The 23,051-nt window shown below is 45.7% G+C and carries 18 protein-coding genes; 3 read left to right on the top strand and 15 right to left on the bottom strand.

What is annotated here, in order from left to right:
- The first annotated feature begins 135 nt into the window (after window positions 1–135).
- The gene (locus A3860_RS26955; RefSeq protein WP_081152160.1) at window positions 136–795 is read left to right on the top strand and encodes a peptidase M10; all 660 of its coding nucleotides are present in this window, start codon (window positions 136–138) and stop codon (window positions 793–795) included.
- Between the two features lies 1 nt (window position 796).
- Here the strand turns inward: A3860_RS26955 and A3860_RS26950 are convergent, their stop codons facing one another.
- The 14 genes from A3860_RS26950 to mraZ all read right to left on the bottom strand — a co-directional run bounded on the left by A3860_RS26950 (window position 797) and on the right by mraZ (window position 18,673).
- On the bottom strand, window positions 797–1,723 hold the full coding sequence (locus A3860_RS26950) for a TIGR01777 family oxidoreductase (protein WP_081152157.1): 927 nt from the start codon (window positions 1,721–1,723) through the stop codon (window positions 797–799).
- Between the two features lie 177 nt (window positions 1,724–1,900).
- Window positions 1,901–3,784: a cell division protein FtsZ gene (ftsZ, locus tag A3860_RS26945; protein WP_081152154.1), complete on the bottom strand. Its 1,884-nt coding sequence runs from the start codon at window positions 3,782–3,784 to the stop codon at window positions 1,901–1,903.
- Between the two features lie 269 nt (window positions 3,785–4,053).
- Complete coding sequence (gene ftsA / locus A3860_RS26940; protein ID WP_081152151.1) at window positions 4,054–5,430, bottom strand: cell division protein FtsA; 1,377 nt, start codon at window positions 5,428–5,430, stop codon at window positions 4,054–4,056.
- A gap of 13 nt (window positions 5,431–5,443) precedes the next feature.
- A complete protein-coding gene (locus A3860_RS26935; RefSeq protein ID WP_081152149.1) occupies window positions 5,444–6,232 on the bottom strand; it encodes a cell division protein FtsQ/DivIB in 789 nt (262 codons plus the stop codon).
- Complete coding sequence (gene murC, locus A3860_RS26930; RefSeq protein WP_081152146.1) at window positions 6,233–7,618, bottom strand: UDP-N-acetylmuramate--L-alanine ligase; 1,386 nt, start codon at window positions 7,616–7,618, stop codon at window positions 6,233–6,235.
- A gap of 57 nt (window positions 7,619–7,675) precedes the next feature.
- Window positions 7,676–8,770 (bottom strand): undecaprenyldiphospho-muramoylpentapeptide beta-N-acetylglucosaminyltransferase, encoded by a 1,095-nt coding sequence (murG, locus tag A3860_RS26925; RefSeq protein WP_081152143.1) that lies wholly within the window; start codon window positions 8,768–8,770, stop codon window positions 7,676–7,678.
- Between the two features lie 24 nt (window positions 8,771–8,794).
- Window positions 8,795–10,252, bottom strand: coding sequence for an FtsW/RodA/SpoVE family cell cycle protein (locus A3860_RS26920; protein ID WP_081152140.1), 1,458 nt, complete (start codon window positions 10,250–10,252; stop codon window positions 8,795–8,797).
- A 32-nt stretch (window positions 10,253–10,284) separates the two neighbouring features.
- Window positions 10,285–11,625: a UDP-N-acetylmuramoyl-L-alanine--D-glutamate ligase gene (gene murD / locus A3860_RS26915; protein WP_081152137.1), complete on the bottom strand. Its 1,341-nt coding sequence runs from the start codon at window positions 11,623–11,625 to the stop codon at window positions 10,285–10,287.
- A gap of 215 nt (window positions 11,626–11,840) precedes the next feature.
- Entirely contained in the window at window positions 11,841–13,124 is a 1,284-nt protein-coding gene (gene mraY / locus A3860_RS26910; protein ID WP_081152134.1) for a phospho-N-acetylmuramoyl-pentapeptide-transferase, read from the bottom strand.
- Window positions 13,125–13,157: 33 nt separating this feature from the next.
- Complete coding sequence (locus A3860_RS26905; protein ID WP_081152131.1) at window positions 13,158–14,621, bottom strand: UDP-N-acetylmuramoyl-L-alanyl-D-glutamate--2,6-diaminopimelate ligase; 1,464 nt, start codon at window positions 14,619–14,621, stop codon at window positions 13,158–13,160.
- A gap of 12 nt (window positions 14,622–14,633) precedes the next feature.
- Window positions 14,634–16,763: a penicillin-binding protein gene (locus A3860_RS26900; RefSeq protein ID WP_081152128.1), complete on the bottom strand. Its 2,130-nt coding sequence runs from the start codon at window positions 16,761–16,763 to the stop codon at window positions 14,634–14,636.
- 52 nt (window positions 16,764–16,815) lie between these two features.
- Window positions 16,816–17,148: an FtsL-like putative cell division protein gene (locus A3860_RS26895; RefSeq protein WP_081152125.1), complete on the bottom strand. Its 333-nt coding sequence runs from the start codon at window positions 17,146–17,148 to the stop codon at window positions 16,816–16,818.
- A 135-nt stretch (window positions 17,149–17,283) separates the two neighbouring features.
- A complete protein-coding gene (gene rsmH / locus A3860_RS26890) occupies window positions 17,284–18,204 on the bottom strand; it encodes a 16S rRNA (cytosine(1402)-N(4))-methyltransferase RsmH (protein WP_081152122.1) in 921 nt (306 codons plus the stop codon).
- A 4-nt stretch (window positions 18,205–18,208) separates the two neighbouring features.
- Window positions 18,209–18,673, bottom strand: a complete 465-nt coding sequence (mraZ, locus tag A3860_RS26885) for a division/cell wall cluster transcriptional repressor MraZ (RefSeq protein ID WP_081152119.1) — start codon at window positions 18,671–18,673, stop codon at window positions 18,209–18,211.
- A 701-nt stretch (window positions 18,674–19,374) separates the two neighbouring features.
- Here mraZ and A3860_RS26875 point away from each other — a divergent pair.
- Window positions 19,375–19,782 carry a hypothetical protein gene (locus A3860_RS26875; RefSeq protein ID WP_081152115.1) on the top strand — a complete coding sequence of 136 codons (408 nt, stop codon included), beginning with the start codon at window positions 19,375–19,377 and terminating at the stop codon, window positions 19,780–19,782.
- A 638-nt stretch (window positions 19,783–20,420) separates the two neighbouring features.
- Complete coding sequence (locus A3860_RS26870) at window positions 20,421–21,665, top strand: S-adenosylmethionine:tRNA ribosyltransferase-isomerase (RefSeq protein WP_245843637.1); 1,245 nt, start codon at window positions 20,421–20,423, stop codon at window positions 21,663–21,665.
- Here A3860_RS26870 and A3860_RS26865 read toward each other — a convergent pair.
- Window positions 21,628–23,019 (bottom strand): sensor histidine kinase, encoded by a 1,392-nt coding sequence (locus A3860_RS26865; RefSeq protein ID WP_245843636.1) that lies wholly within the window; start codon window positions 23,017–23,019, stop codon window positions 21,628–21,630. The two genes, A3860_RS26870 and A3860_RS26865, sit on opposite strands and share 38 nt — an antisense overlap.
- Between the last annotated feature and the right edge of the window lie 32 nt (window positions 23,020–23,051).

Here is a 23,051-nt window from a genome sequence, read left to right as displayed (position 1 = left end):
GCGTCACATGAGAAAATAACGGCGTTCCGAACCATCGGGGCGCCTTTTTTCTTTAAATTAGTGATGCCCGAAATGATATCAACAATCTCGAATAAAGATCAGAGAACTAAAAACTAAGAACTTAGGAACCAGCAAATGGGGGAAGTTGAATTATATACCATCACCAATGAGCTCATCATTCACTCTGTATTCTTCTTTTATGGAGATGCGGCCAGCAAAGACCTGTCGTGGCAAATAGCCAACGATATCAGCAACCACTGGAATGAACCGAATGCCAGCATCCGTATTGGCAGCAACCAGTTCACGGTACGGTTCGATATTGATGGCATTTATGAACCTGACCTCGATCCCGAAAAAGTGTGGTACAACGATAATCCCCGCTTTAATTTCTTTCGCATTGAAGAATTTGCCATTGGCAATATTTCGTTTGTAGATGGTATTGGTTCCAATACCGGTTACTTCAAGCTCGATAACCTGTTACAAACCTCTACCACGGCAGCCCATGAATACGGCCATACCCTGGGGCTCGTTCATCCTGCCAACCTCGATATCAGAGGGCATGCAACACCCGGCATCATGTATCCCCGCGGTACGTTGGTTGATCCACCTTTTCAATACGAACCCAACGCAAAAGCCGGCCAGCCCGGCGGTACCATAAACCCGGTTCACCGCAAAGTGCTTACCAGCGATATTGAGGACCTTAAATTGCACAAATTGCTTTTCAACAACGGCAAGGCGATAGTGGGTGAATTTACCAGCCTTTACCATGAAAAGCAGACACCTGTCAATACGTAGTTTATTTTTTGATGAGGTCGTCCAACGCCACCTCGAGCGTGGGAAATAAGAATTGAAAGCCGGTGCTGACGAGCTTTTCAGAACTTACTGTGGCGCTTTTCAGTATTTCGATGCTCACTTCGCCTAATATCAATTTCAACAGAAAAGAAGGTACATATATCGGAATATAAAAGCTTCCTTTCATTTTCTTTGCCAGCGTAAGCATGAAGTTTTTATTGCTGACGGGTTGTGGAGCTACCGTATTGTATTCACCGCGAATTCTTTCATTATCGATGGCCAGCAGGAACAGGCGGCAAAGATCATCAATATGGATCCAGCTGGTAACCTGGTGGCCGCTGCCAAAGATGGGCGCAATACCGGCCTTTACCGGCTTTTTGAACTCATCCAATGCACCACCGTCTTTAGCGAGCACAATGCCACTGCGGAAAATAACGATGCGTTTGTTCAGGGCCGTTACCGGCTTAATGGCATTTTCCCATTTTACACAGGTTTGCCCTAAAAAGCCTTCATCGGCAGGGTCGCCTTCCCTGAACATGGTTTGTTGCGGGCCTCGCTTCTTATCATCGCCATACCAGCCAATACCCGACATGCTGATCACCGCCTTTACTTTATTGTCATTTTGCTGCAGGGTTTTCACCAGCAACTGACCGCTTTGCACCCGGCTATCGACCAACTCCTGTTTGCGTTTTTTGGTCCAACGTTTATCAGCCACGCCGGCGCCGGCGAGGTTAATGATATAATCGGCTTTTTGCACCGCTCCTATATCAATGGAGTTGTTGGCCGGGTCCCAGGCAGCATAGGTAACAGCGTCTGTACCTTGCCGGGGATTACGGGTTAGAATAATGACCTGGTGTTGTTTACCGGTCAGGGCGTTGGTTAGTGCTTTACCGATGGTGCCGGTACCGCCGGTGATAAGAATGGTTGCCATGGAACAAAGGTAGGGGTAAAAAAAATCCCCCCGATTAGTCGGGGGGACTACAACTAAAAACAACAATCGCTGTGTTAAAACAATCGATTTAGACCCGGCGCCCCTGCTCAGTAAACCTTTACTCTAAAAACGAACAGGTAGCACGTTGGGTGGGGACAGGATACAAAACAACTATTATTAATCTGGTTTCTTTCCATCTAAAAACGTGTTCAGCGTGGAAATCTGGCCATTATTATTTTCGTCGGCTTTTACTTCGTATTTGCTATAGAAGTTTTCTACGCTCGAGATCGTGTTGTACAGTTCCAAATTGCGGCGGATGTATGCCGGCACAGTTTCAAACTCGTTGTTAGGGTCAGCTCCGTTAATATTGAACGAAAGGTTGCGCAATTTCTGTATTCGTTCAGCTGCACGGCGTTTTTGTTCTTCTGCTTCGTCTAGCATTGCCAGGTCCTCAGCAGAAATGTTGCCGCTACTAACAGGGGGTTGAGCATGATAGGCCCCAGGCGCATCCGCCGCTGGAATATCATCTTTGAATACCAGGTGCAGGTCATTGGAAGGATCTTCTTCCTGGACTGGTTTCGCACCGGCATTTCTGACAGGTTCGTTCACAGGGGAATGTTGTTGTTCCGGTTTGGATTCTATAGGTTTTGGTTCTGCATAAATATTGGAAGGCTTGGCCAAGTATCCTCCGGACGCTGCAGACGTCGAAGAATTATTTTGAGTCTTTTGAGGCTGTTGTTGCTGTTGCTGATTTACTGTTGAACCAGTATATTTCTCAACAGGATCAGACGGTTGCGAAAGTACCCATTCAATTTTTTCCGGCGCACCATTTTTATCCACGCCATTGTCCACAGTAGTTTTACCAGTTTCCTCATTCGTAAAAAGCTCCAGCGCAATGGAAGCTGAACTTGTATCAGTATCAATAAGCTTGGGCGCCAGCTCAGGTTTAATAACCGGCTCAGCAGCCTTTTCCTCTTTTTTCTCTGCAACCGGTTGTTCCTTTTTAGGCTTCTCAGCTTGTTGGTTCAACGACAAAATGATCTTCTCATCCTTTTTAGGCTCCGGCGTTTTAGCGGCAGCTTTCTTGAAAGGATCTTTATGTTCAAAGCCGGTGGCTATGAGGGTTATACCTATTTTGTCGTTCAGGCTGTTATCGTAGCCCATACCCAAAATTACATCGGTATCATCCCCGGCCTGGCTTAATAAATAGTTTTGAATGATCTCCACTTCATCCATGGTGAACTCATGGTCACCTTCCGAAGAATTGATATTAATTAAGATCCATTTAGCGCCACGAATGTCGTTATCATTCAGCAATGGCGAATTCAGCGCTTCTTCAATACAACGAATAGCGCGGTCTTCTCCCCTGGTAGCTGCACTACCCAGAATGGCCACACCACCGTTACGCATAATGGTACATACGTCGGCAAAGTCAACGTTTATTTGACCAGTGCTGTTAATTACATCTGTAATACATTTAGCGGCAGTTGATAATACATTATCTGCTTTTGAAAAGGCTTCCTTCATTTTCAGATTACCGAACTGGTGACGCAACTTGTCGTTACTGATCACCAGCAGGGTATCAACAGATTGCTTCAGCTGCTTGATACCATTTTCAGCCTGCGCCTGGCGTTTTGGTCCTTCGTATGAAAATGGGGTAGTTACAATACCAACAGTAAGAATGCCTAACTCTTTACATATTCTGGCGATAATGGGCGCGCCACCGGTACCGGTTCCACCACCCATACCCGCAGTAATAAATGCCATTTTGGTATTTACTTCCAAAATACGCCTGAGCTCTTCCAGGCTTTCTTCTGTAGCCTGACGGCCGATCTCGGGGTTAGCTCCTGCACCCAAACCTTGTGTAAGGTGGGGGCCCAACTGCACTTTATTAGGCACCTGGCTTTTTGAAATAGCCTGCGCATCGGTGTTACAAATAATAAAATTTACACCCTCAATGTTTTGGCTATACATGTGGTTAACCGCATTGCTCCCGCCGCCACCTACCCCAATCACTTTGAGTATAGATGATTTTTCCTTCGGTAAATCAAAATGAATCATAGCTTACTGTTTAACAGCCCCACCAGCCTACCCTCACACGCTGCTGAGACCAGATTAAGAATAACGGGTTAGTTTAACAATTTTGCACTGTAACGGACCGGTTAACCCGGGCTCCGTTATCATGCTGGTATTTTTCATATTCCCCGGATTTTCTTTTCAATAGGTTGAATGTACGTGGTCTGTTATCTGTTACTTGTGTTTTACTTGTGCCAGGGGCCTTCCCCCGGGTCCCCCCGGCAAACCGGGAGGGAGATAAACGTCTTATTTATTTACAATGCGTGATCTTCTTCTTCCTTGAACAGTTCAATGATACCATCTTTGAACTTGCCCCAGAAATCCTTGATGCCTTTGCGGTTCCTTACTTTTTCTGCCTGCATTTCCTCATCATCCATCACTTCTTCTTCAACCAACTCTGTCTGGCGCAGATTTTCAGGTATGGATATTTTCCTGAACTGGTTCTCGAATTGTTTGCGATGATGTTCGTAATCGCTGTAACCTTTTAAAATAAGACCGATACAGGTTGAATAGGTTGGACGCGCCAATTCTTCAATATGACCTGCTGCCAGGTGCTCGGTAGGAAAACCGATACGGCAATTCAGTCCGGTCACATATTCTGTTAACTGAATGAGGTGTTTTAATTGAGAACCGCCACCGGTCAATACAATACCGCCATTGAGCATCCGGCTATCCAAACCAACTTGCTTCAGGTGATAGGTCACAAAATCCATGATCTCGCTCATACGGGCCTGTATGATGTTGGCCAGGTTCTTTACACTGATCTCTTTGGCTGGCATACCACGCAAACCGGGAATGGTAATGAAGGCATTGCTGCGGGCTTCATTGGCCAGGGCGCTGCCAAACTGCACTTTCATTTGTTCAGCCTGTGTTTTCAGCACACCCAAACCGGTCTTGATATCATTGGTGATGTTTTCGCCACCAAACGGTATAACCGCAGTATGTTTCAAAATTCCTTCATAGAAAACGGCCAGGTCGGTAGTACCACCACCAATATCAACAATGGCCACACCTGCTTCCAGGTCTTCAGTTCCCATTACTGCAGCGGCTGATGCCAGTGGTTGCAATACCAGGTCCTTTGTCTTTAAGCCACTTTTCTCCACTGCACGGGTAATATTGCGGATGGCATTTTTGTCGCCGGTGATGATGTGGAAATTAGCACCAATTTTCACGCCACCATAGCCAATTGGGTTAGGAATATTTTGAAAATTATCAACTGTAAACTCCTGGGGTATCACATCGATGATCTGATCACCTGCAGGAATGTACGTTTTATACTGATCCGAGATCAACTGATCGATCTCGCGTTGAGAGATCTCATCATCGGTTTGCTGACGTACAATGTCACCACGGGTTTGCAGGCTTTTTATATGATGACCTGCAATACCTACATATACTTCATTGATCTCCAAACCGGGATTTGATGCATAGCAGTTCTCAAGCGCCATGCTAATGGCCTTGATGGTTTCGTCGATATTAAGCACCTGTCCGTGCTTAACACCGTTGGAGTTGGCCCTGCCAAAGCCAATGATCTCCAGCTTGCCGAATTCGTTCTTTCGACCGGCAATCGCGGCAATCTTTGTCGTACCGATATCCAGTCCGACAATAATGGGTTGTTGTTCGTGTTGCATACGTATCCTGTTTTTAGTTGTTGTATGGGGAAGGGTTTTTCACCCCAATCACCTGTCTTGCGAATCCTACGTTCAGCTTCTGGTACACATCCATGCCTGTTTTGCTCAACACCTGCTGATAAAACAACAGCAACCGTTTAAACTTTTTCTCATAATCGGTACCATCACCAAACTGAATAATATGGTTGCCTACCACGGGTATCATCTCAAATGTGTGATCGGCCTGGATATCGACTTGCGAAACCTGTGCCATCCAAAATTCATCATGCACCAGGTAATCGCTGATATTAATTATCTCACGCACCAGCAAACTATCGGCCCCGTTCAGCTTATCCCTTTCCGATGGAAAGCCGGTGAACACAGGCAAACGCGCTGAAAATTTATCAGACAATGGCAGCCTTTCACCGCTGCTGTCAATATAAAAGCTGTTACCTGTAACCGTAAATAACCTGGCCACGGGCACGCGTTCTTCTATGCGTACCTGCAATACCCGGCTATTATCAAAGAACAATTCTGCATCCTTTACCCACACATTATTCTTTAGCTGGTTCTCCATCCGGCGCAGATCAAAATTCTTTACCGCCCTGCCCTGCACACCGCCCTGCGAGATCAACAGGGCCGCAATATCTTTTTTATCGAGGAACCACTGGTCGGTCTTCCCTTTGATCTGGATCGAATAGCCTTTGCAATTCTTATTATTCTGCGCATTCATCGCCGCTACCAGCAATACCATAGTGCCGGCTGCTATACACAGCCAGAAAGACACCAGGATCAATTTTCTGATAGAGCGTTTCTTTTTCATCTATTTCTTTTCAATGATCTGCTTTATGGGTTGCACCAGCGTATCAATATCGCCTGCACCGGCTGTGATCAATAACCAACCTTTATTGTCGTTGGTTCTGCTGCCTGCTTTATCTTTTATCCATTGCAACAACAGTTCCTTTGTCATTATCTGCACATGCTGGTTTGTCATCTTCTCCTGAATCGTGTTGCTGGTCACTCCTTCAATCGGTAATTCCCGGGCCGGATAGATCGGCAACAACACCACTTCATCGGCCATGTCAAGCACTTCAGCAAATTCTTTTGCCAGGTCTCTCGTGCGGGTGAACAGGTGCGGCTGAAAAATAACCGTACACTTCATATCACCAAACAAGCCCCGGGCGCCGGTTATAAGGGCCCGCAATTCTTCGGGGTGGTGGGCGTAATCATCAACGAATGTTACTTCCCTGTTCTTGATCACATATTCAAACCTGCGCCGTACTCCTCTGAATGCCTCCACTGCTGCTTTTATCTTTTCATCCTCAATTCCCAGGCGGTGAGCAATAGCGATGGCTGCTATTACGTTTTCTATGTTATGTAACCCACCCATGTTCAACACTACGTTCGTTAAGCGCCAGTCTTTCACCTGCACATCGAATACATAGGTACCATGTTGCATTTGAATATTACCCGCATAAATATCGGCCTGGGTGTTTTGCAAATGATACGTGTAATGGTTCGGCGCTTTCAGTTCCTTCCCTCTCGGCAAGCCATATTTGCTGATCAGCAAACCATTCGGTTTTATCTTTCCGGCAAATTCAATGAACGCTTCTTCCATGGCAGCGGTGGTGCCGTAAATATCCAGATGATCGGGGTCCATGGCGCTGATCACTGCCACATCGGGACTCAGCCGTAAAAAGCTGCGATCGTATTCATCGGCCTCCACTACACACACATCGCGTTCATGGCTCCAGTAATTGCTGTTATAGTTCACGGCAATTCCACCCAAAAATGCATTGCAACCATATTCGCTGTGCCGCAGAATATGCGCAACCATGGTAGTGATGGTGGTCTTTCCATGGGTTCCTGCCACACAGATATTAAAAGAACTTCTTGTAATAGCGCCCAACACTTCGCTTCGCTTCATCAACGGATAGTTGTTTTGCTGATAGTACAACAGCTCCGTATGGTTCTTTGGCACGGCCGGCGTATATACTATTAATTGTGCATCTTTTGGCGCCAGCTGCAGGTTATCTTCATAGTGTACCGGTATGCCCTCATTGACCAGTTGTTTGGTAAGCGGGGTTTCGGTTTTATCGTACCCGCTCACTTCTTTCCCATGAAAGTTGAAATAGCGGGCCAGCGCACTCATTCCAATTCCACCAATTCCTATGAAATAAACTTTCCGTATATCTTTTATCTCGATCATTTTCTTTTTTCGGTGAATGGTGAATGGTCAATGGTGAATTGCGCCATTCCTCAATTCCTAATTACTTATTATCCTCAAGATCTCTTTCGCAACCACTTCATCTGCATTTGTTATAGCCAGCTTGCCAATATTCTCCCGCAACATATGCTGCTGCTGTTCGTCACGGGCCAGTGCAATTACTGTTGGCACCAGCTTCTCTTTTGCTTCGCTGTCCTTTACCATCAGGCCGGCCTGTTTGTTCACCAGGTTCTGTGCATTGGCCGTTTGATGATCTTCTGCTGCAAACGGAAAGGGCACAAATACCACTGGCTTTTTAACCACACATAATTCTGCTACCGACATGGCGCCCGCTCTTGAGATCACTATATCTGCGGCTGCATAGGCATATTCCATTTGCGTTATAAAACTATTGGCCCAAATGTTCCTGTTCTCCGCTGCCCGGGCACTTGCTTTCTCGGCATATGGCTTACCGGTTTGCCATATCAGCTGCACATCATTTTGTGTGAACGCCGGAATGCCTGCATCTACCGCTTCATTAATTCCTTTAGCCCCGAGACTGCCGCCAGTTACAAAAACTGTTTTCTTCGCCGGGTCTAATCCAAAGAACTCAATGCCTTCCTTGCGGCTGATCGTATTGGTCACTATATTCTGCCGTACCGGGTTGCCGGTGATCATGATCTTATTAGCCGGGAAAAATTTTTCCATTCCATCGGTGGCCACGAATATTTTGCTGGCATTTTTTCCCAACAGGATGTTCGATTTACCGGCAAATGAATTGGCTTCATGAATAAAGGTGGCAATGCCCTGTGTTTGCGCAAACCGCAACACGGGGAAACTTGAATAACCACCCACGCCAATCACCGCATCGGGTTGAAAGGTTTTGATGATGCTTCGCACCTGCCAAAAACTTTTTATCAGTTTAAATGGCAATCCGATATTCTTGATCAAAGAGCTTCTGTTAAACCCGGCTATATCGAGTCCTTTTATATTATATCCCGCCTGCGGCACTTTTTCCATTTCCATTTTTCCCTTCGCCCCAACAAATAATATCTCTATGGTTGGTTGCATTCTGCGCAGGGCATTTGCTATTGCCACTGCGGGGAAAATATGTCCGCCGGTTCCACCCCCTGCTATGATTATCTTTTTATTCACGGATATGTATTTTACTTTTCAAGGCTATTTACCTTGCTCCATGTCCTTCATGGCTATCTCAGTAAGCGGTTTTAACGCATTGAGTTTTGCCGCTTTCTCTTCAGTTGTTTCCACTGCTTCTTTCTTCTTTAAGCTTTTTTCCCTTTTTGCTTTCACTGGTTTCTCTTCTTTTTCTTCTTCTGCTTCCTCTTCTACTTCTTCGGTTTTTGTCTTTGGTTTCTTTTCTTTTGTTGCTGCTTTTGCTGTACCGTCAGCGGCGGGCGCTTCCAGTTGCTCCACATTGCGGGCCACACTTAATATAATACCTATTGCCAAACAGGTGAACAGGAACGAACTTCCGCCCATGCTCACCAATGGTAAGGTTACCCCCGTTACCGGGAACAGATTTACCGTTACCGCCATATTGATCAACGCCTGTATAACCAGCGTAAAGCTTAATCCCAACGCCAGAAATGCCCCAAAAGCATAAGGGCATTTTTTAAATATTCTAATACTCCGCAACAGGAATAACAGGTATACAAACAAGATAAAACCGCCCCCCGCCAGTCCATACTCTTCAATGATGATCGCAAAGATGAAATCTGAATACGGATGCGGTAAAAAGTTCCGCGTTTGGCTATTACCTGGTCCTAACCCCAGCAAGCCGCCTTTTGCAATGGCGATCTTTGCCTGGTTTATCTGGTAGTTCTCATCTTTATCGACCTGTTTGCTGTCATATATAAAGTTCTGCACGCGGCTTATCCAGGTAGGGATACGACCCTTCTGTAAAAAGAACGGCAGCTCAGAACATTTCTCTTCTTTTTTGTCATAGAACCCTACGGCCAGCATCACCAGTATTGCAACGGGTATGGCTGCTAACCCAACCATCAACAACATGTGTTTAATACTGGCCCGGCCTATAAATAATAACAACATGCTGGTAGCTCCTACCAGCAATGCAGTCGACAGGTTGGCCGGCACAATCAATATACAGATGATCGCAACCGGCGTAATCACGGGAATAAACCCCTTTTTAAAATCCTTGATCACTTCCTGTTTCTTGCTAAGCAGTCGGCTCATGTACATGAACAACGCCAGCTTGGCAAGGTCAGAGGTTTGAAACGTAAGATTGATGATAGGCAACCGGATCCACCGGCTACCTTCATTTAATTTCAGTCCAAAGAATAATGTATATATCAATAATGGGATCGACAGCATGAACAAAATGCGTGCTACCCTGGAATACAACGTATAGTTAACCCGGTGTGAGAAATAAATGATCCCCAACCCCACAGCAGTGAAGATGACCTGTTTAAACAGGTATACTTCCGTATTGCCGCGGTTATACTTGTATGCCAGTAACCCGGTTGAGCTGTACACTGCCAGCATTGATACCAGTGCCAACAGTACTACAATAGCCCAGATGACCTTGTCGCCCCTGGTTTTGCTCAGCAGGCCGCCTGCATTTGTTTGCTTTAACGATATGTCATTTGCGCCTGTCATTTATCTATACAGAAAAATCTTTTCCAGTGTTCTTATAATTCCCGCACTGCCTGCTTGAACTGATCGCCACGATCTTCATAGTTCTTGAACAGGTCGAAGCTGGCGCAGGCCGGGCTCAACAGCACGGTATCGCCCGGGCTGGCAAAATGAAATGCTGCTTTTACTGCTTCTTCGGCGCTGGCGGTATTCACCATCAGCTGCACATCATTTTTAAATGCTTCATGTATCTTACGGTTATCGGTTCCCAGGCATACGATCGCTTTTACTTTTTCACGAATCAGGTCTGTAAGAATTGAATAATCATTTCCTTTATCTACCCCACCCAGTATGAGAATAGTAGGCCGTTCCATGCTTTCCAGCGCATACCACGTGCTGTTTACGTTGGTAGCCTTGCTGTCGTTGATGAACTCAACGCCGCGTATGGTGCTCACCGGCTCCATTCTGTGTGCCAGCGATTCAAATGTTTGAACGGCTACGCGGATCTTCTCTTTGCGAATACCCACTGTTACACCACCTAAACTTGCTGCCATTGTGTTATTCTGGTTGTGTTTGCCCTTTAAAGTAAAATCGTTCACATTCATCTGCATGCGCTCGTCATCAACTGTAACAGTCATCTGTCCGTTCCTGATAAAACCGCCCTGGGGTAATTCTTTACTCATACTGAATGGTAATGGGTTAGATTTGATGGAATATTTCTCTAAGTATTGCATGGTCACCGGGTCATCGGCACAGTAAATGAAATAGTCCTGTTCTGTTTGGTTTTCCGCTATTCTGAACTTACTGTGTATATAATTTTCGAACCGGTAATCATATCGATCCAAATGGTCTTCCGAGATATTGGTGAGTATAGCTACATCGGGCCTGAACGTATGGATATCATCCAACTGAAAACTGCTGATCTCTGCCACATACCATTCTTTAGGATCTTCAGCAATCTGCTTCGCGAATGAATACCCGATATTTCCTACGAGTGCGCAATCAAAACCTGCTGTTTTGCAGATGTGATACATCAACGACGTCGTAGTTGTTTTTCCGTTGCTGCCCGTAATGCCAATGATCTTACTGTTGCCTTTGTAACGGTATGCAAATTCAATTTCACTGATGACCGGTATCCCTTTCTTCCTGATCTTCTTTACCAACTCATTCTTTTCGGGTATGCCCGGGCTTTTCATTACTTCATCTGCATTCAATATCTTCTCTTCGGTATGTTGATTTGCTTCCCACGCTATGCCATACTTATTCAGCTCTTCCTGGTATTTCTCCTTAACCGCTCCACCGTCTGATACAAATACATCATACCCTTTTTGCCTGCCAAGGATGGCAGTGCCCACGCCGCTTTCGCCGGCACCTAGTATAACCAATCGCTTACTCATGTAATTACTAACTCCATTACGGTCCCGCTGCTATCGGGATCACTTATATATTGTTACCTATCAGGTATAATCCGGATTAAAGGGGGTTCTTCGCTAGTTTTGGATCTTTACTGCCCTACCACACTCCTACCTACTACTATGATTGGTTTTCCTTAAGTGGAAATTCAGAGTGTTGGTTTTTCAGTAATCCGTTTACTATATTTTTAAGGTCGTTGTTATCTTATTTTCAATGTTACGATCGAGAACACGATACACAGAATGGTCACTATCCAGAAACGCGTAACGATCTTCGATTCATGATACCCCAGCTTCTGATAGTGGTGGTGAAGCGGGCTCATTAAGAATATTCGTTTGCCTTCGCCATATTTGCGTTTGGTGTATTTAAAGTATGATACCTGCAGGCTTACACTCAATACTTCTACCAGGAACACACCGCAGAATATAGGTATCAGCAATTCTTTTCTTACAATAATGGCCAGCGCCGCAATAATGCCACCCAGGGTTAAACTACCCGTATCGCCCATAAACACCTGTGCCGGATAGGCATTGTACCAAAGGAATCCGATACAGGCCCCAATAAGCGCACCAATGAAGATCGACAACTCACCCAGGTTGGGGATGTACATGATGTTCAGGTATTCCGCAAACCGCAGGTTACCGCTGGCATAGGCAAAGATGCCCAAACACGTTCCAATGATGGCACTGGTGCCCGTTGCCAACCCATCAATTCCATCCGTTATATTGGCGCCGTTTGATACGGCAGTCACTATAAATATCACGATGATTACATACAGGACCCAGGTAAGCGATCGTAAACCCGACGGTAATAACTTTGAATAGTTAAACTCGTGCGACTTCACAAACGGAATGGTGGTAATAGGTTCATCAGCCTCTACAAATACTCTTTCCTGGTTATCAAACTTCACCACATGCGTTCTGTTGCTGGCACTGGCAGGCACTGTAGTACCGGTAAATTCGCGCCATGCTTTCGTATTGTTATTGAACAACAGCACCATGGCCACTACAAAACCCAACACTACCTGTCCTAATATTTTGAACCAGCCGGCGAGGCCGTCCTTATCTCCTTTTTTATAAGCGATGCCTTGTTGCTGTGCCAGTTTTTTGGCCCGCAGCTTCAGGTAGTCGTCAATAAAACCGATCAACCCCAGCCATACGGTGGCAAACAGCATGAGCCTGATATAGGCTTTTTGCAGATCGGCCAGCAATAAGGTTGGAACCAGAATGGCCAGGATGATAATGAACCCGCCCATGGTTGGCGTTCCTTTTTTCTGTTGCTCACCGGCCAGTCCCAGATCACGCACCGTTTCACCCACCTGTTTTTTACGCAGGTAGTTGATGAATTTTTTTCCAAACACCGCCGAGATCACCAGCGACAGAATTACTGCCAGCAATACCCGGGAGGTAATGAACTGAAACAGTGCATCGCCCGGAAATTTGATCCCCGCTTCCTTTAACCACTCAATTAAATGGTACAGCATGTTGGTTTAATTTAGGTGTATACGCCTTACTCATCATTTTTCATACAGCTCGAACATTTCCCGCATCACCTGCTTATCGTCGAAAGGATATTTTACCCCTTTTATTTCCTGGTATTTTTCATGGCCTTTGCCCGCTATCAGCACAATGTCTCCCGGCTTTGCCATGCTCACCGCCAGTTTAATGGCTTCTTTTCGATCGGGCACCGATACATATTTTCTTTTGGCCGCCGTGTTGAGCCCCGTTTCCATATCGGCTAATATCTGCAATGGGTCTTCACTGCGCGGGTTATCGCTGGTAAACACTACTCTGTCGCTGTGCTCACAGGTCACTTCTGCCATCACCGGCCGTTTGGTTTTGTCGCGGTCGCCGCCACAACCTACTACCGTAATGACCTGCTCATGTCCTTCGCGCAATTTTTTTATAGTGGCCAGCACGTTCAGCAATGCATCGGGCGTGTGTGCATAGTCAACAATGCCAATGATCTTTTGATTTGCCGAAATGAGATAATCAAATCGTCCTTCTGCACCGGTGATCCCACTCAGGCAACGCAACACTTCCTGTTTATCTTCTCCCAAACAAACTGCGGCGCCGTATACCGCCAGCAGGTTGTAGGCATTGAACTCGCCAATTAGGCGAAAATGCACTTCCTGGTCGTTGATGGTCATTACCAAACCGGTAAGTCTGTTCTCCAGGATCCTGCCTTTGAACTCGGCCATGGTGCGCAAACTGTACAGGTATTTGCGCGCATGGGTATTCTGCAGCATCACCTGTCCGCGTTTATCATCTGCATTTGAAATAGCAAATGCATCGGAAGGCAACAGATCGAAAAACGATTTCTTTACCCGGATGTATTCATCAAATGTTTTGTGATAATCCAGGTGATCATGCGTGATGTTGCTGAACAGTCCGCCTGCATATTTCAACCCGGTAATGCGATGCTGGTGAATGGCGTGCGAGCTGGTTTCCATGAAAACATGGGTACATCCGCTGTTCACCATTTGTTGCAGCAAGGCGTTCAGGCTAATGGCATCCGGTGTGGTATGCGTGGCCGGCACTACTTCATCTCCAATATGATTCTGCACAGTGCTCAGCAAACCACATTTATATCCCAATGATGTAAAGAGCTTGAATAAGATGGTAGCGATGGTGGTTTTACCGTTGGTGCCGGTAACACCTACCAGCTTTATTTTTTCAGACGGTTGCCCGTAAAAGTTATGCGCCATATAACCCGCGGCTGCGCCACTGTTCTCAACCTGCACATAGGTTACCCCTTCTTTCAGTTCGGCCGGCAATGTTTCGCAGATCACTGCGGCAGCGCCTTGTTGTATCACCTGATCAATAAACCGGTGGCCATCTACTGCTGAACCTTTTACGGCAATAAATACCGATCCTGCACTTACCTTTCGCGAATCAAGCTGCAGGTCGCGCACGGTGATGCCGGTATTGCCCTGCACCGAGCGAATGCTTACTTTATATAATATATCCTGCAGTGTCACGTTATATATTTATTAATTCAATTCTAAAGTCACTGTTTGATGATTGCTTACATAGGTGCCCGGTTCAATACTCTGACTGCTCACTTTTCCTCTTCCATGGAACACTACTTTCATCTTTCTGTTCTCGAGCAGGAACAAGGCGTCTTTTAAACCCATGCCATGCATATCGGGCATAATCTTATTGGCTACACTCCTGTTGCTGATCACCGGCTGATAATTCACCGCATACATGCGCGCCCATTCTTCTGTTTTGGCCGAATCGCGATATTTAATATTCAGCTTATCCAACACCTCTTTTATATCTTCCGATGCGCCGGCATATAAATAATTGCTGCTGTCTTTTTTCAGCGCCAGTTGTTTTATTCCCCGGCTTTGATCCGAATTCTGCGCATATAATTTATCAGCGATCTCTTTAAATACCGGTCCGGCTATTTTTGCGCCATAATAAACCGGTGCAAAGGGTTTGTTACGGATCACTACAATACAACTGTATTGCGGATGGTCGGCCGGAAAATAACCTGCAAAGGACGACTGGTAAATATGCTCTGAATATCCTTTGTTTCCATTTGCCATTAAAGCGGTACCGGTTTTGGCGGCAACACTATAGGGCGCACCTCTGAACAATTCTGCTGCCGTTCCATTTATGCAAACTCCTTCCAAACACTCGCGCAACAGTTTCAATGTTTTTGCACTGCAAATTGATTCTTCCACTACCTGTGGCTGGTTATTATGAACAGCCACTCCGTTTTCCTGCACTTCATTTACCAGGTAAGGTTTCATCATGGTACCGCCATTGGCAACTGCATTATACAACATCAATGTTTGCAACGGGCTTACCATTACTTCGTACCCAAAACTCATCCATGGCAGTGACGTTGCGCTCCATGTCTTTGATTTGGGCGTTTTTATAACCGGGTTCGCTTCACCTAACAGATCAATTCCTGTTTGCTGATCGAAGTGCAGTTTCTTAATGTGATTTACAAAACGTGTCGGGTTCTTGCCATAATAGGTCATGGCCAGTTTCGCCATTCCAACATTCGAGCTCAATTCAAACGCATGTTTTATTGTTGCGTCGGTTCCATGATCTTCTGTATCGTAAACCGTTCTTCCATTCACATTCCAGCTTCCGCCTTCCAGGTTTATATGTTGCTGCAAAGTTATTAATTGATCTTCGAGCAGCGACAGCATTGTGGCCAGTTTAAATGTAGAACCTGGTTCCGACGTCTGAATGGCATAATTGAAGTTTTCCCAATAATTGCCATCTTCGCGGCGGCTCAGGTTTGCAATGGCCTTAATTTTTCCTGTTGCCACTTCCATTACAATACAAGTGCCATATTCACACTCGTTTGTAGTCAACACATTCAACAAAGCATTTTCCGTGATATCCTGGATGTTCACATCCAGGGTGGTAATGATATCTTTTCCACTTTGCGGTTCAATTTCAGAACCGTCTACAGGCACAAATACGCCGGCTGCTATTTTTCGCATCAGGCGTTTTCCACTTTCACCGCGTAACTGATCGTCATATGTTTTTTCCAAACCCACATTCATGTTACGCATGATACCGCCACTGTCTATATACTCGCGTGATAACCCGATGGTTCTGTTGGCCAGCAAGCCGAACGGGTTCAACCTTTTATCTTTTACATCTGCAATAAAGCCGCTTTTATTTTTTCCTTCCCGCACCAATGGCAAACTACGTAACTGCTTGTATTGCTGAAATGTCAGGTTCTTTTTTAACAAATAATAACGGTTCTTCTTTTGATAACCGTTTTTTAATTCTCTGCGCCACGATGCCCTGCTTTTTTCGGGGAACATAGTTGCCAGTCCAAGTGACAGTGAATCAAGGTTGTTCTCGAAGCGGGCGCCATTTTTATCGCGCAATCCTTCTGCTGCAAAATCAATATATATGTCAAAGTATGGCGTTGAGGTGCTGAGCATGCGGCCGTCTTCACTATAAATGGTGCCGCGTTGCGCATCGATCTCTACAAATTTTTGCTGTTGCTCCTTTGCCTGCTCACGCCAGTACGAACCCTGTGCCTGTTGAATATAAACCGCACGGCCCATTATTACAACGCTGAACACCACTATGCCCAGAAAGCTCATATACACCCGCCATAATATGTCCTTTTTTACTTCCAATGGTCAATTGTCAAAGTTGAATAAGCCCCTTTATCTTTAATTTCTCTGTTTCTCATTTTGCAGCTACCGTATCAACCAGCACGGCCGGTGGTACGGTAAGCTCTTTTAGCCCCAGCGGTTGTACTGCTCTTGCCAGCTCACTTTGCTTGCTACGGTACATCACTTCACTTTTCAGTGTTTTGTATTCGTATTGCAGTTCCTTCAGCTCGCGGTTGACATTGTTGATGCTGCGTACGGTGTTATCGGCATAGTGGCCATTATAGATATAAATAATTGCCAGAACCGCCAGGAACAGGAAGAAGGGAATATTCTTCACAATCCACCTGTACCCGAACAACCTTTTGCGTTGTCTTTTCCTGCGTGATATTTCTTTTTCTTCGCTCATTTTTTCTTAATCGAATAGCGGTCAGACAGGTGTTATCCGTCTAACCGCTATGAATGCTTAATTCACGAGGCGTAATTCAATAGAACATTGCAATTTTTAATACCCTTTATTATGAGAATAAGAACTCAATGTTTTTCATTCCTCTACTTTCTCTGCCACCCTTAACCGGGCACTGCGTGCGCGGGGGTTTCGCTTCATTTCTGCTTCAGTTGGAACGATTGGCTTTTTTGTTACTGCTTTGAGGGGTGGCGTTGTTGTTTGCAAACCAAACGGATCAACGTCCACTTCTTCTTCTTCAAAATTTCCTTTACGGAAGAAATTCTTTACGATCCGGTCTTCCAGGGAATGAAAAGTAATGATGGCTACACGGCCGGCGGGTTTTAACAGGGGGGGAACCTGTTGGAGCATTTCTTTCAGTGCACCTAATTCATCATTCACTTCAATGCGTAAAGCCTGAAATACCTGGGCAAAGTACTTGTGAGGATTTCCTTTTACTACCGAGCGAAGCGCCTGTTTGAAGTTGGTGATGGTTTTAAGCGATGCCGTTTTCCGGACCTGAACAATGGTTTTTGCCAGTGTTTTTGAATTGGTTACCTCGCCATACTGTTCAAACAATTTGTGCAATTGCTGTTCGGTGTAGGTGTTCACCACTTCAAAAGCGGTCAGTTGCTGCCGCTGGTCCATGCGCATATCGAGGTCGCCTTCGAAACGGGTACTGAAGCCGCGGTCGGCGGTATCAAATTGGTGGCTGCTTACCCCCAGATCGGCCATAATGCCATCTACCTGGGTTATTTTATGCAAGCGGAGGAACCGTTGCAGGTGCCTGAAATTGTGCGGAACAAAAATGATACGATCATCATCGGGCACATTTTTCCGGGCATCTGCATCCTGGTCAAAAACAACCATCCGCCCTTCGGCGTTCAGGTGTTTCAGAATTTCCAGGGAATGTCCGCCACCACCAAAGGTACAATCAACATACACCCCGTTGGGGCGAATGCTCAGTCCGTCTATCACTTCCTGCAATAAAACCGGCACATGGTATACAGGCTCACTCATAACATTACAATTGTGTAGTATTTTGACCACCCATTACCCGCTCTGCCAGATCGCTGTACTTTTCCGGTGTAAAAGACTCAAAGAACTGTTGGTACTTAACTTTATCCCAGATCTCAATTTTATTGATAACAGAAACCAGTACGATATCTTTTTCGAGCCCTGCGTGGGCTTTTAAATTCGGTGGTATCAGCATCCGCCCGGCAGAATCCAATTCACTCAGCGTAGCACCCATTGTAAAATATCTCAGGAACTCCCGGTTTTCGGCTTTGTATTCACTAACTTTACTCAGTTCGGCTAATATGGGATCCCAGTTTTTTTTAGGATATAAAGTCAAACATTTTTCAAAACCACGAGCTATGACAAATTGGTCACCTGCATCCTCCGGCATTTGCTTTTTAATGCCTGCCGGTAGGAGAAAACGCCCTTTCGCGTCAAGGGTTGCTTCGTATTCTCCGAGAAATTGTATCATTTACAATGAGTTGCAGCTGCTTGACTAATACTTACACAAAATAACACTTTTTCCCACTTTCTTGCCCGAATTTGGAAAAATTATTTTTTCCACAAAGATTATTATTTGTATATAGGTGACCCACAAGCGTTTCCAGCGATTTTACACTGTCAGAATCCTCATTTCATGTTAATAACATTGTGAATTAATGTGCATAACCGTGCATAAGCTGTGAATAGCCAATTTAGCGAGGTGCAAATGGGCTAAATGCTATTTCAGTAAGGCCTCATTTGCCTGTTGGTGGGAAAAAGAGGTACGACAAATGCGCCAATTTTGACTAAAACCGGGGGAGGGAATGGATGCCAGTTATGGTGGTTTGGTGGTAAAAAAGGGAAGACTTCAGCGATTTACCCCATTGGTGGGAAAAAATGGGGGGAAATTTCAGGGTCCCCCAAAGAATTGACCGGGTGTAAGATTGCTTTAGGGGCCACTGATTTAACCCGCTGGTGGGAAAAAGGGTCAATTTTATTCGCTCCTCACCTGCCGGTGGGAAAAAATGGGACTGGGATAATGGGATGCGCGGGATTGATGGGATTCCCGATGCCGGTTCGCAGTTTATAGTTCGCAGTTTATAGTTCGCAGTTTTCAGTTCACGGTTCAAAGTGAACAGTTCAAAGATTACAGTTCGGAGGAATCAGCTACCTTGATAAAAAATAGCTTCCATGCCTGCTGGTTACTCCGGTACGCCACTGATAAAAAAACTGGGCATCACCCCTGCCATGAAAGTGCTGCTCATTAATGCCCCCACAGATTATTTCAACTGGTTGCACACTGATATCAGCCCTCAACTGGCAGCGGCCGGCGAAACGCCTCACCTGGTTCATGCTTTTGTAACTTCTGCCAATGCATTCATTTCCATCTTTAAATCCCTGATACCCGTTTACAAAACCAACCCTAACGTCATTATCTGGTTCAGCTGGTACAAGAAAAGTGCTGGCATTGCTACCGATGTTACCGAAGATACCATTCGCAATTATGCCCTGCAACACGACCTGGTCGATGTAAAGGTTTGCGCGGTGAGTGAGCAATGGAGCGCGTTGAAATTGGTAGTGCGAAAAGGACTGAGATAATGGGATGAAGGGATTAATGGGATACTTTGATAATGAAAGCCAGTTACCCGTTGCCAGTTCGAAGTTTACAGTTCACCCTTTCAGTGATAGCTTGCGCCCCGCCATAAGCCGGGATTTCATAGTTGCCTGCCGGCCCCGACTTGTCGGGGATTCACGATTGCCGGCCTGTGCGTTGACACTTTCACGCGTATTCATCAAGAAACGTTTCAAACCCAATTACCACTCATCACTGCAAGCACCGATATAACAGGCAGTTTAACCCATGTCATCTTTTGCTCACTGGCCACCAATAAAAAAGCCTCCCGGAGGGGAGGCTGCACTAATCAAATACCATTAACCATTAAACCTTATCCTATGCCACCAAGTTACGAAATAATTAAATACGCGTCAATATTTTATTGGAATAAATTAAAATCTAAATCAATGTCAACTTTTAGCTAATTGTTTATTCTTATTTACGCATTCTTTAGTTAAATGGCGCCCCTTAATTGTTTGCTAAAACCCTTGCCAGCGCCACATTTCAGGGACCTTTGCGTGTTTCTGCACACTACCAGTCATCCCAGCCTCTACCGGTTTTTGGGTATTGTTACATTTTCGCGCATATCCCCTACCTTTGCCCTTCATCAAAACAGCGGCAGTTGGCCGCATGCCCGATGCATCCAAAAGATCTATCAGTTCACGATTTTACCTATGAGCTGCCGGAGCAAAAAATTGCCCGGTACCCGCTCCCCGAAAGAGACAGTTCGCGCCTCCTCATCTATAAAGACGGGGCCATTAGCGAGAACATTTACCGGAATATTCATGAGCTCCTTTCCCCCGGTTCTCTCCTGCTTTTCAATAATACCAAAGTAGTGGCGGCACGTCTGCTTTTCCAGAAGCCCACCGGCGCTGTGGTTGAAATATTTTGCCTGGAACCACCCCCGCAATACGCGGATATGACCACTGCCATGAACCAGAAAGGCCGGGTTACCTGGATCTGCCTCATTGGCGGCGCTTCCAAATGGAAGCCTGGTCAAATCCTGGAAAAACGAATGGAGTATAACGGTGAGGAAGTGCTGTTGCAGGCCCGGTACCTGGGTAAGGAAAAAGACAGCTTTGCCATTGAGCTTTCCTGGTCGCCCGTTTCGCTCACCTTTGCCGAAGTATTACATGTGGCTGGAAATATTCCCCTTCCGCCTTATATAAAAAGAACGGTAGAACAAACAGACAGCGAACGCTATCAAACCATTTACGCCAATTCAGAAGGATCGGTGGCCGCACCTACTGCGGGGCTGCATTTTACCGATGCCGTGTTTGCGGAACTCGATCGTAAACACATACACCGCGAATATGTTACCCTGCATGTGGGTGCCGGAACCTTTAAACCGGTAAAGGCTGATACCATGGGCGAACATCCCATGCATGCCGAGTTCATCGATGTATCAACCAGCACGCTCGAATGCCTGCTCCAATACCTCAATAAACAAATCACTGTTGTTGGAACCACCTCCCTGCGAACGCTCGAAAGCCTGTACTGGCTGGGTGTAAAAGCAGGCCGGCAACCCAATTTGCCATTGGAAGAACTGGTGGTACATCAGTGGGACCCGTATGAATTGAATGGAACGCCGGTTCCAGCAAAAGCAGCGTTGGAAAACCTGTTGCAGTATTTGCAGAAAAAGGGGTTGAACCGCATTATTACCAAAACCTCACTGCTGATAGCGCCGGGCTATAAATTTCAAATACCCCAGGCGCTGGTCACGAATTTTCACCAGCCCCAATCGACCCTGTTATTACTGGTGGCCGCTTTCGTGGGCAACGACTGGCGAAAAATTTATTCTTATGCGTTAGAGAATGATTTCCGTTTTCTTAGTTATGGTGATGGCTGTTTACTGTTGCGGCAGTAACTTTTTCCTTGTTCAGCGGAATTTCGAGGGTAAAGGCCGATCCTTTGCCCAGCACGCTGTCGACCCTGATCTTGCCATCATGGGCATCAACCACGGTCTTTACATAGCTTAAGCCAAGGCCAAACCCCTTTACATTATGGATATTACCCGTATGGGCGCGAAAGAATTTTTCGAAGATACGGCGCACCGTTTCCTTGCTCATACCAATACCATTATCCTCTATGCGTATACCTATGAATTTATTGGTATTATAGGTTGAGATCTTTAATAAGAGGTTCTCTTTCGAATATTTCACGGCATTATCAACCAGGTTCGAGATCAGGTTGCGGAAGTGAACAGGGTCGGCATCTACAAAATCGTACCGGGCATCGAGGCTCAGTTCGGCGCGGGCGCCTTTTTCTTCCAGCTGCAATTTGTAGTTGTCCATGATCTCATGAATGAGATTGTGCACATGAAGCGGAACCCGGTTCAGCGTAATTTCCTGGCGGTCCATTACAGCTGCCTGCAATATGGTTTCCACATGTTTGTTCATGCGTTTGTTCTCTTCTTTAATAATACCGCTGAAGTAGTTCATTTTCTCGCGGTCCTGGGCCACTTTCTCATTACGCAGGGCATCTACCGCCAGCGAAATAGTGGCCAGTGGCGTTTTAAACTCATGCGTCATATTATTAATGAAGTCGTTCTTTATTTCGCTCAGCTTTTTCTGCCGCAACAAGGCATTTACGGTTATATAAAAAGCAGTAATGATCATAAGGGTGAAGAATACAGCCCCCACGATCATCCAGCGCATATCGCTCAGCACCACTTTTTTTACGTTGGGCACTATCACCGTCATGATCTCTTCGGGCACCAGGTTCTCGAGGTCGCTGCCGCTGGGTGGTTGAAACAAATAATACAATACCAGGTTTCTGTCACTGGCAGTATCTTCTACCTGGTTTAAAAAGGCGCGTGATTTTATTTCGTATGAAAGCAGATTTACATTAGAAGTGATAGCAAATTCAAACTTCACATCCTTTAACCCCTGTGTGGCAAACGCTTTGTGTAATTTATCGGCCACTTCCTGCTCAGTGAATTTCTGGGCAATGGTTGGCGGCCGCATCAATTCTGATTTGAACTGCTCTGATGGCCAGCTAAAGTCGGGACGGGTACGATAACTTTTCAGCGAAGGCAAAGACCCCTTCTGCTCCATTAACGTAGTGCCTACTTCATTGATGCCACGAATGAGCTTGTACTTGAATTCTTCGTGCTTGTCGACGAGCATGGTACGCAACCAGCTGTACTGTACGTATATGGTACCTATCAGCGATAAGCTGATCAACACGATTATAACAGGAAAAATCTTCCTTAACTGCAAATTATATGGTTTTAATATCGCCGCTGTTGTCA

It is taken from the genome of Niastella vici (assembly GCF_002077945.1).
Taxonomy (GTDB): Bacteria; Bacteroidota; Bacteroidia; order Chitinophagales; family Chitinophagaceae; genus Niastella; species Niastella vici.
The sequence above is the reverse complement of the archived record's forward strand: the minus strand, read 5'-3'. Positions and strand labels throughout refer to the sequence as shown.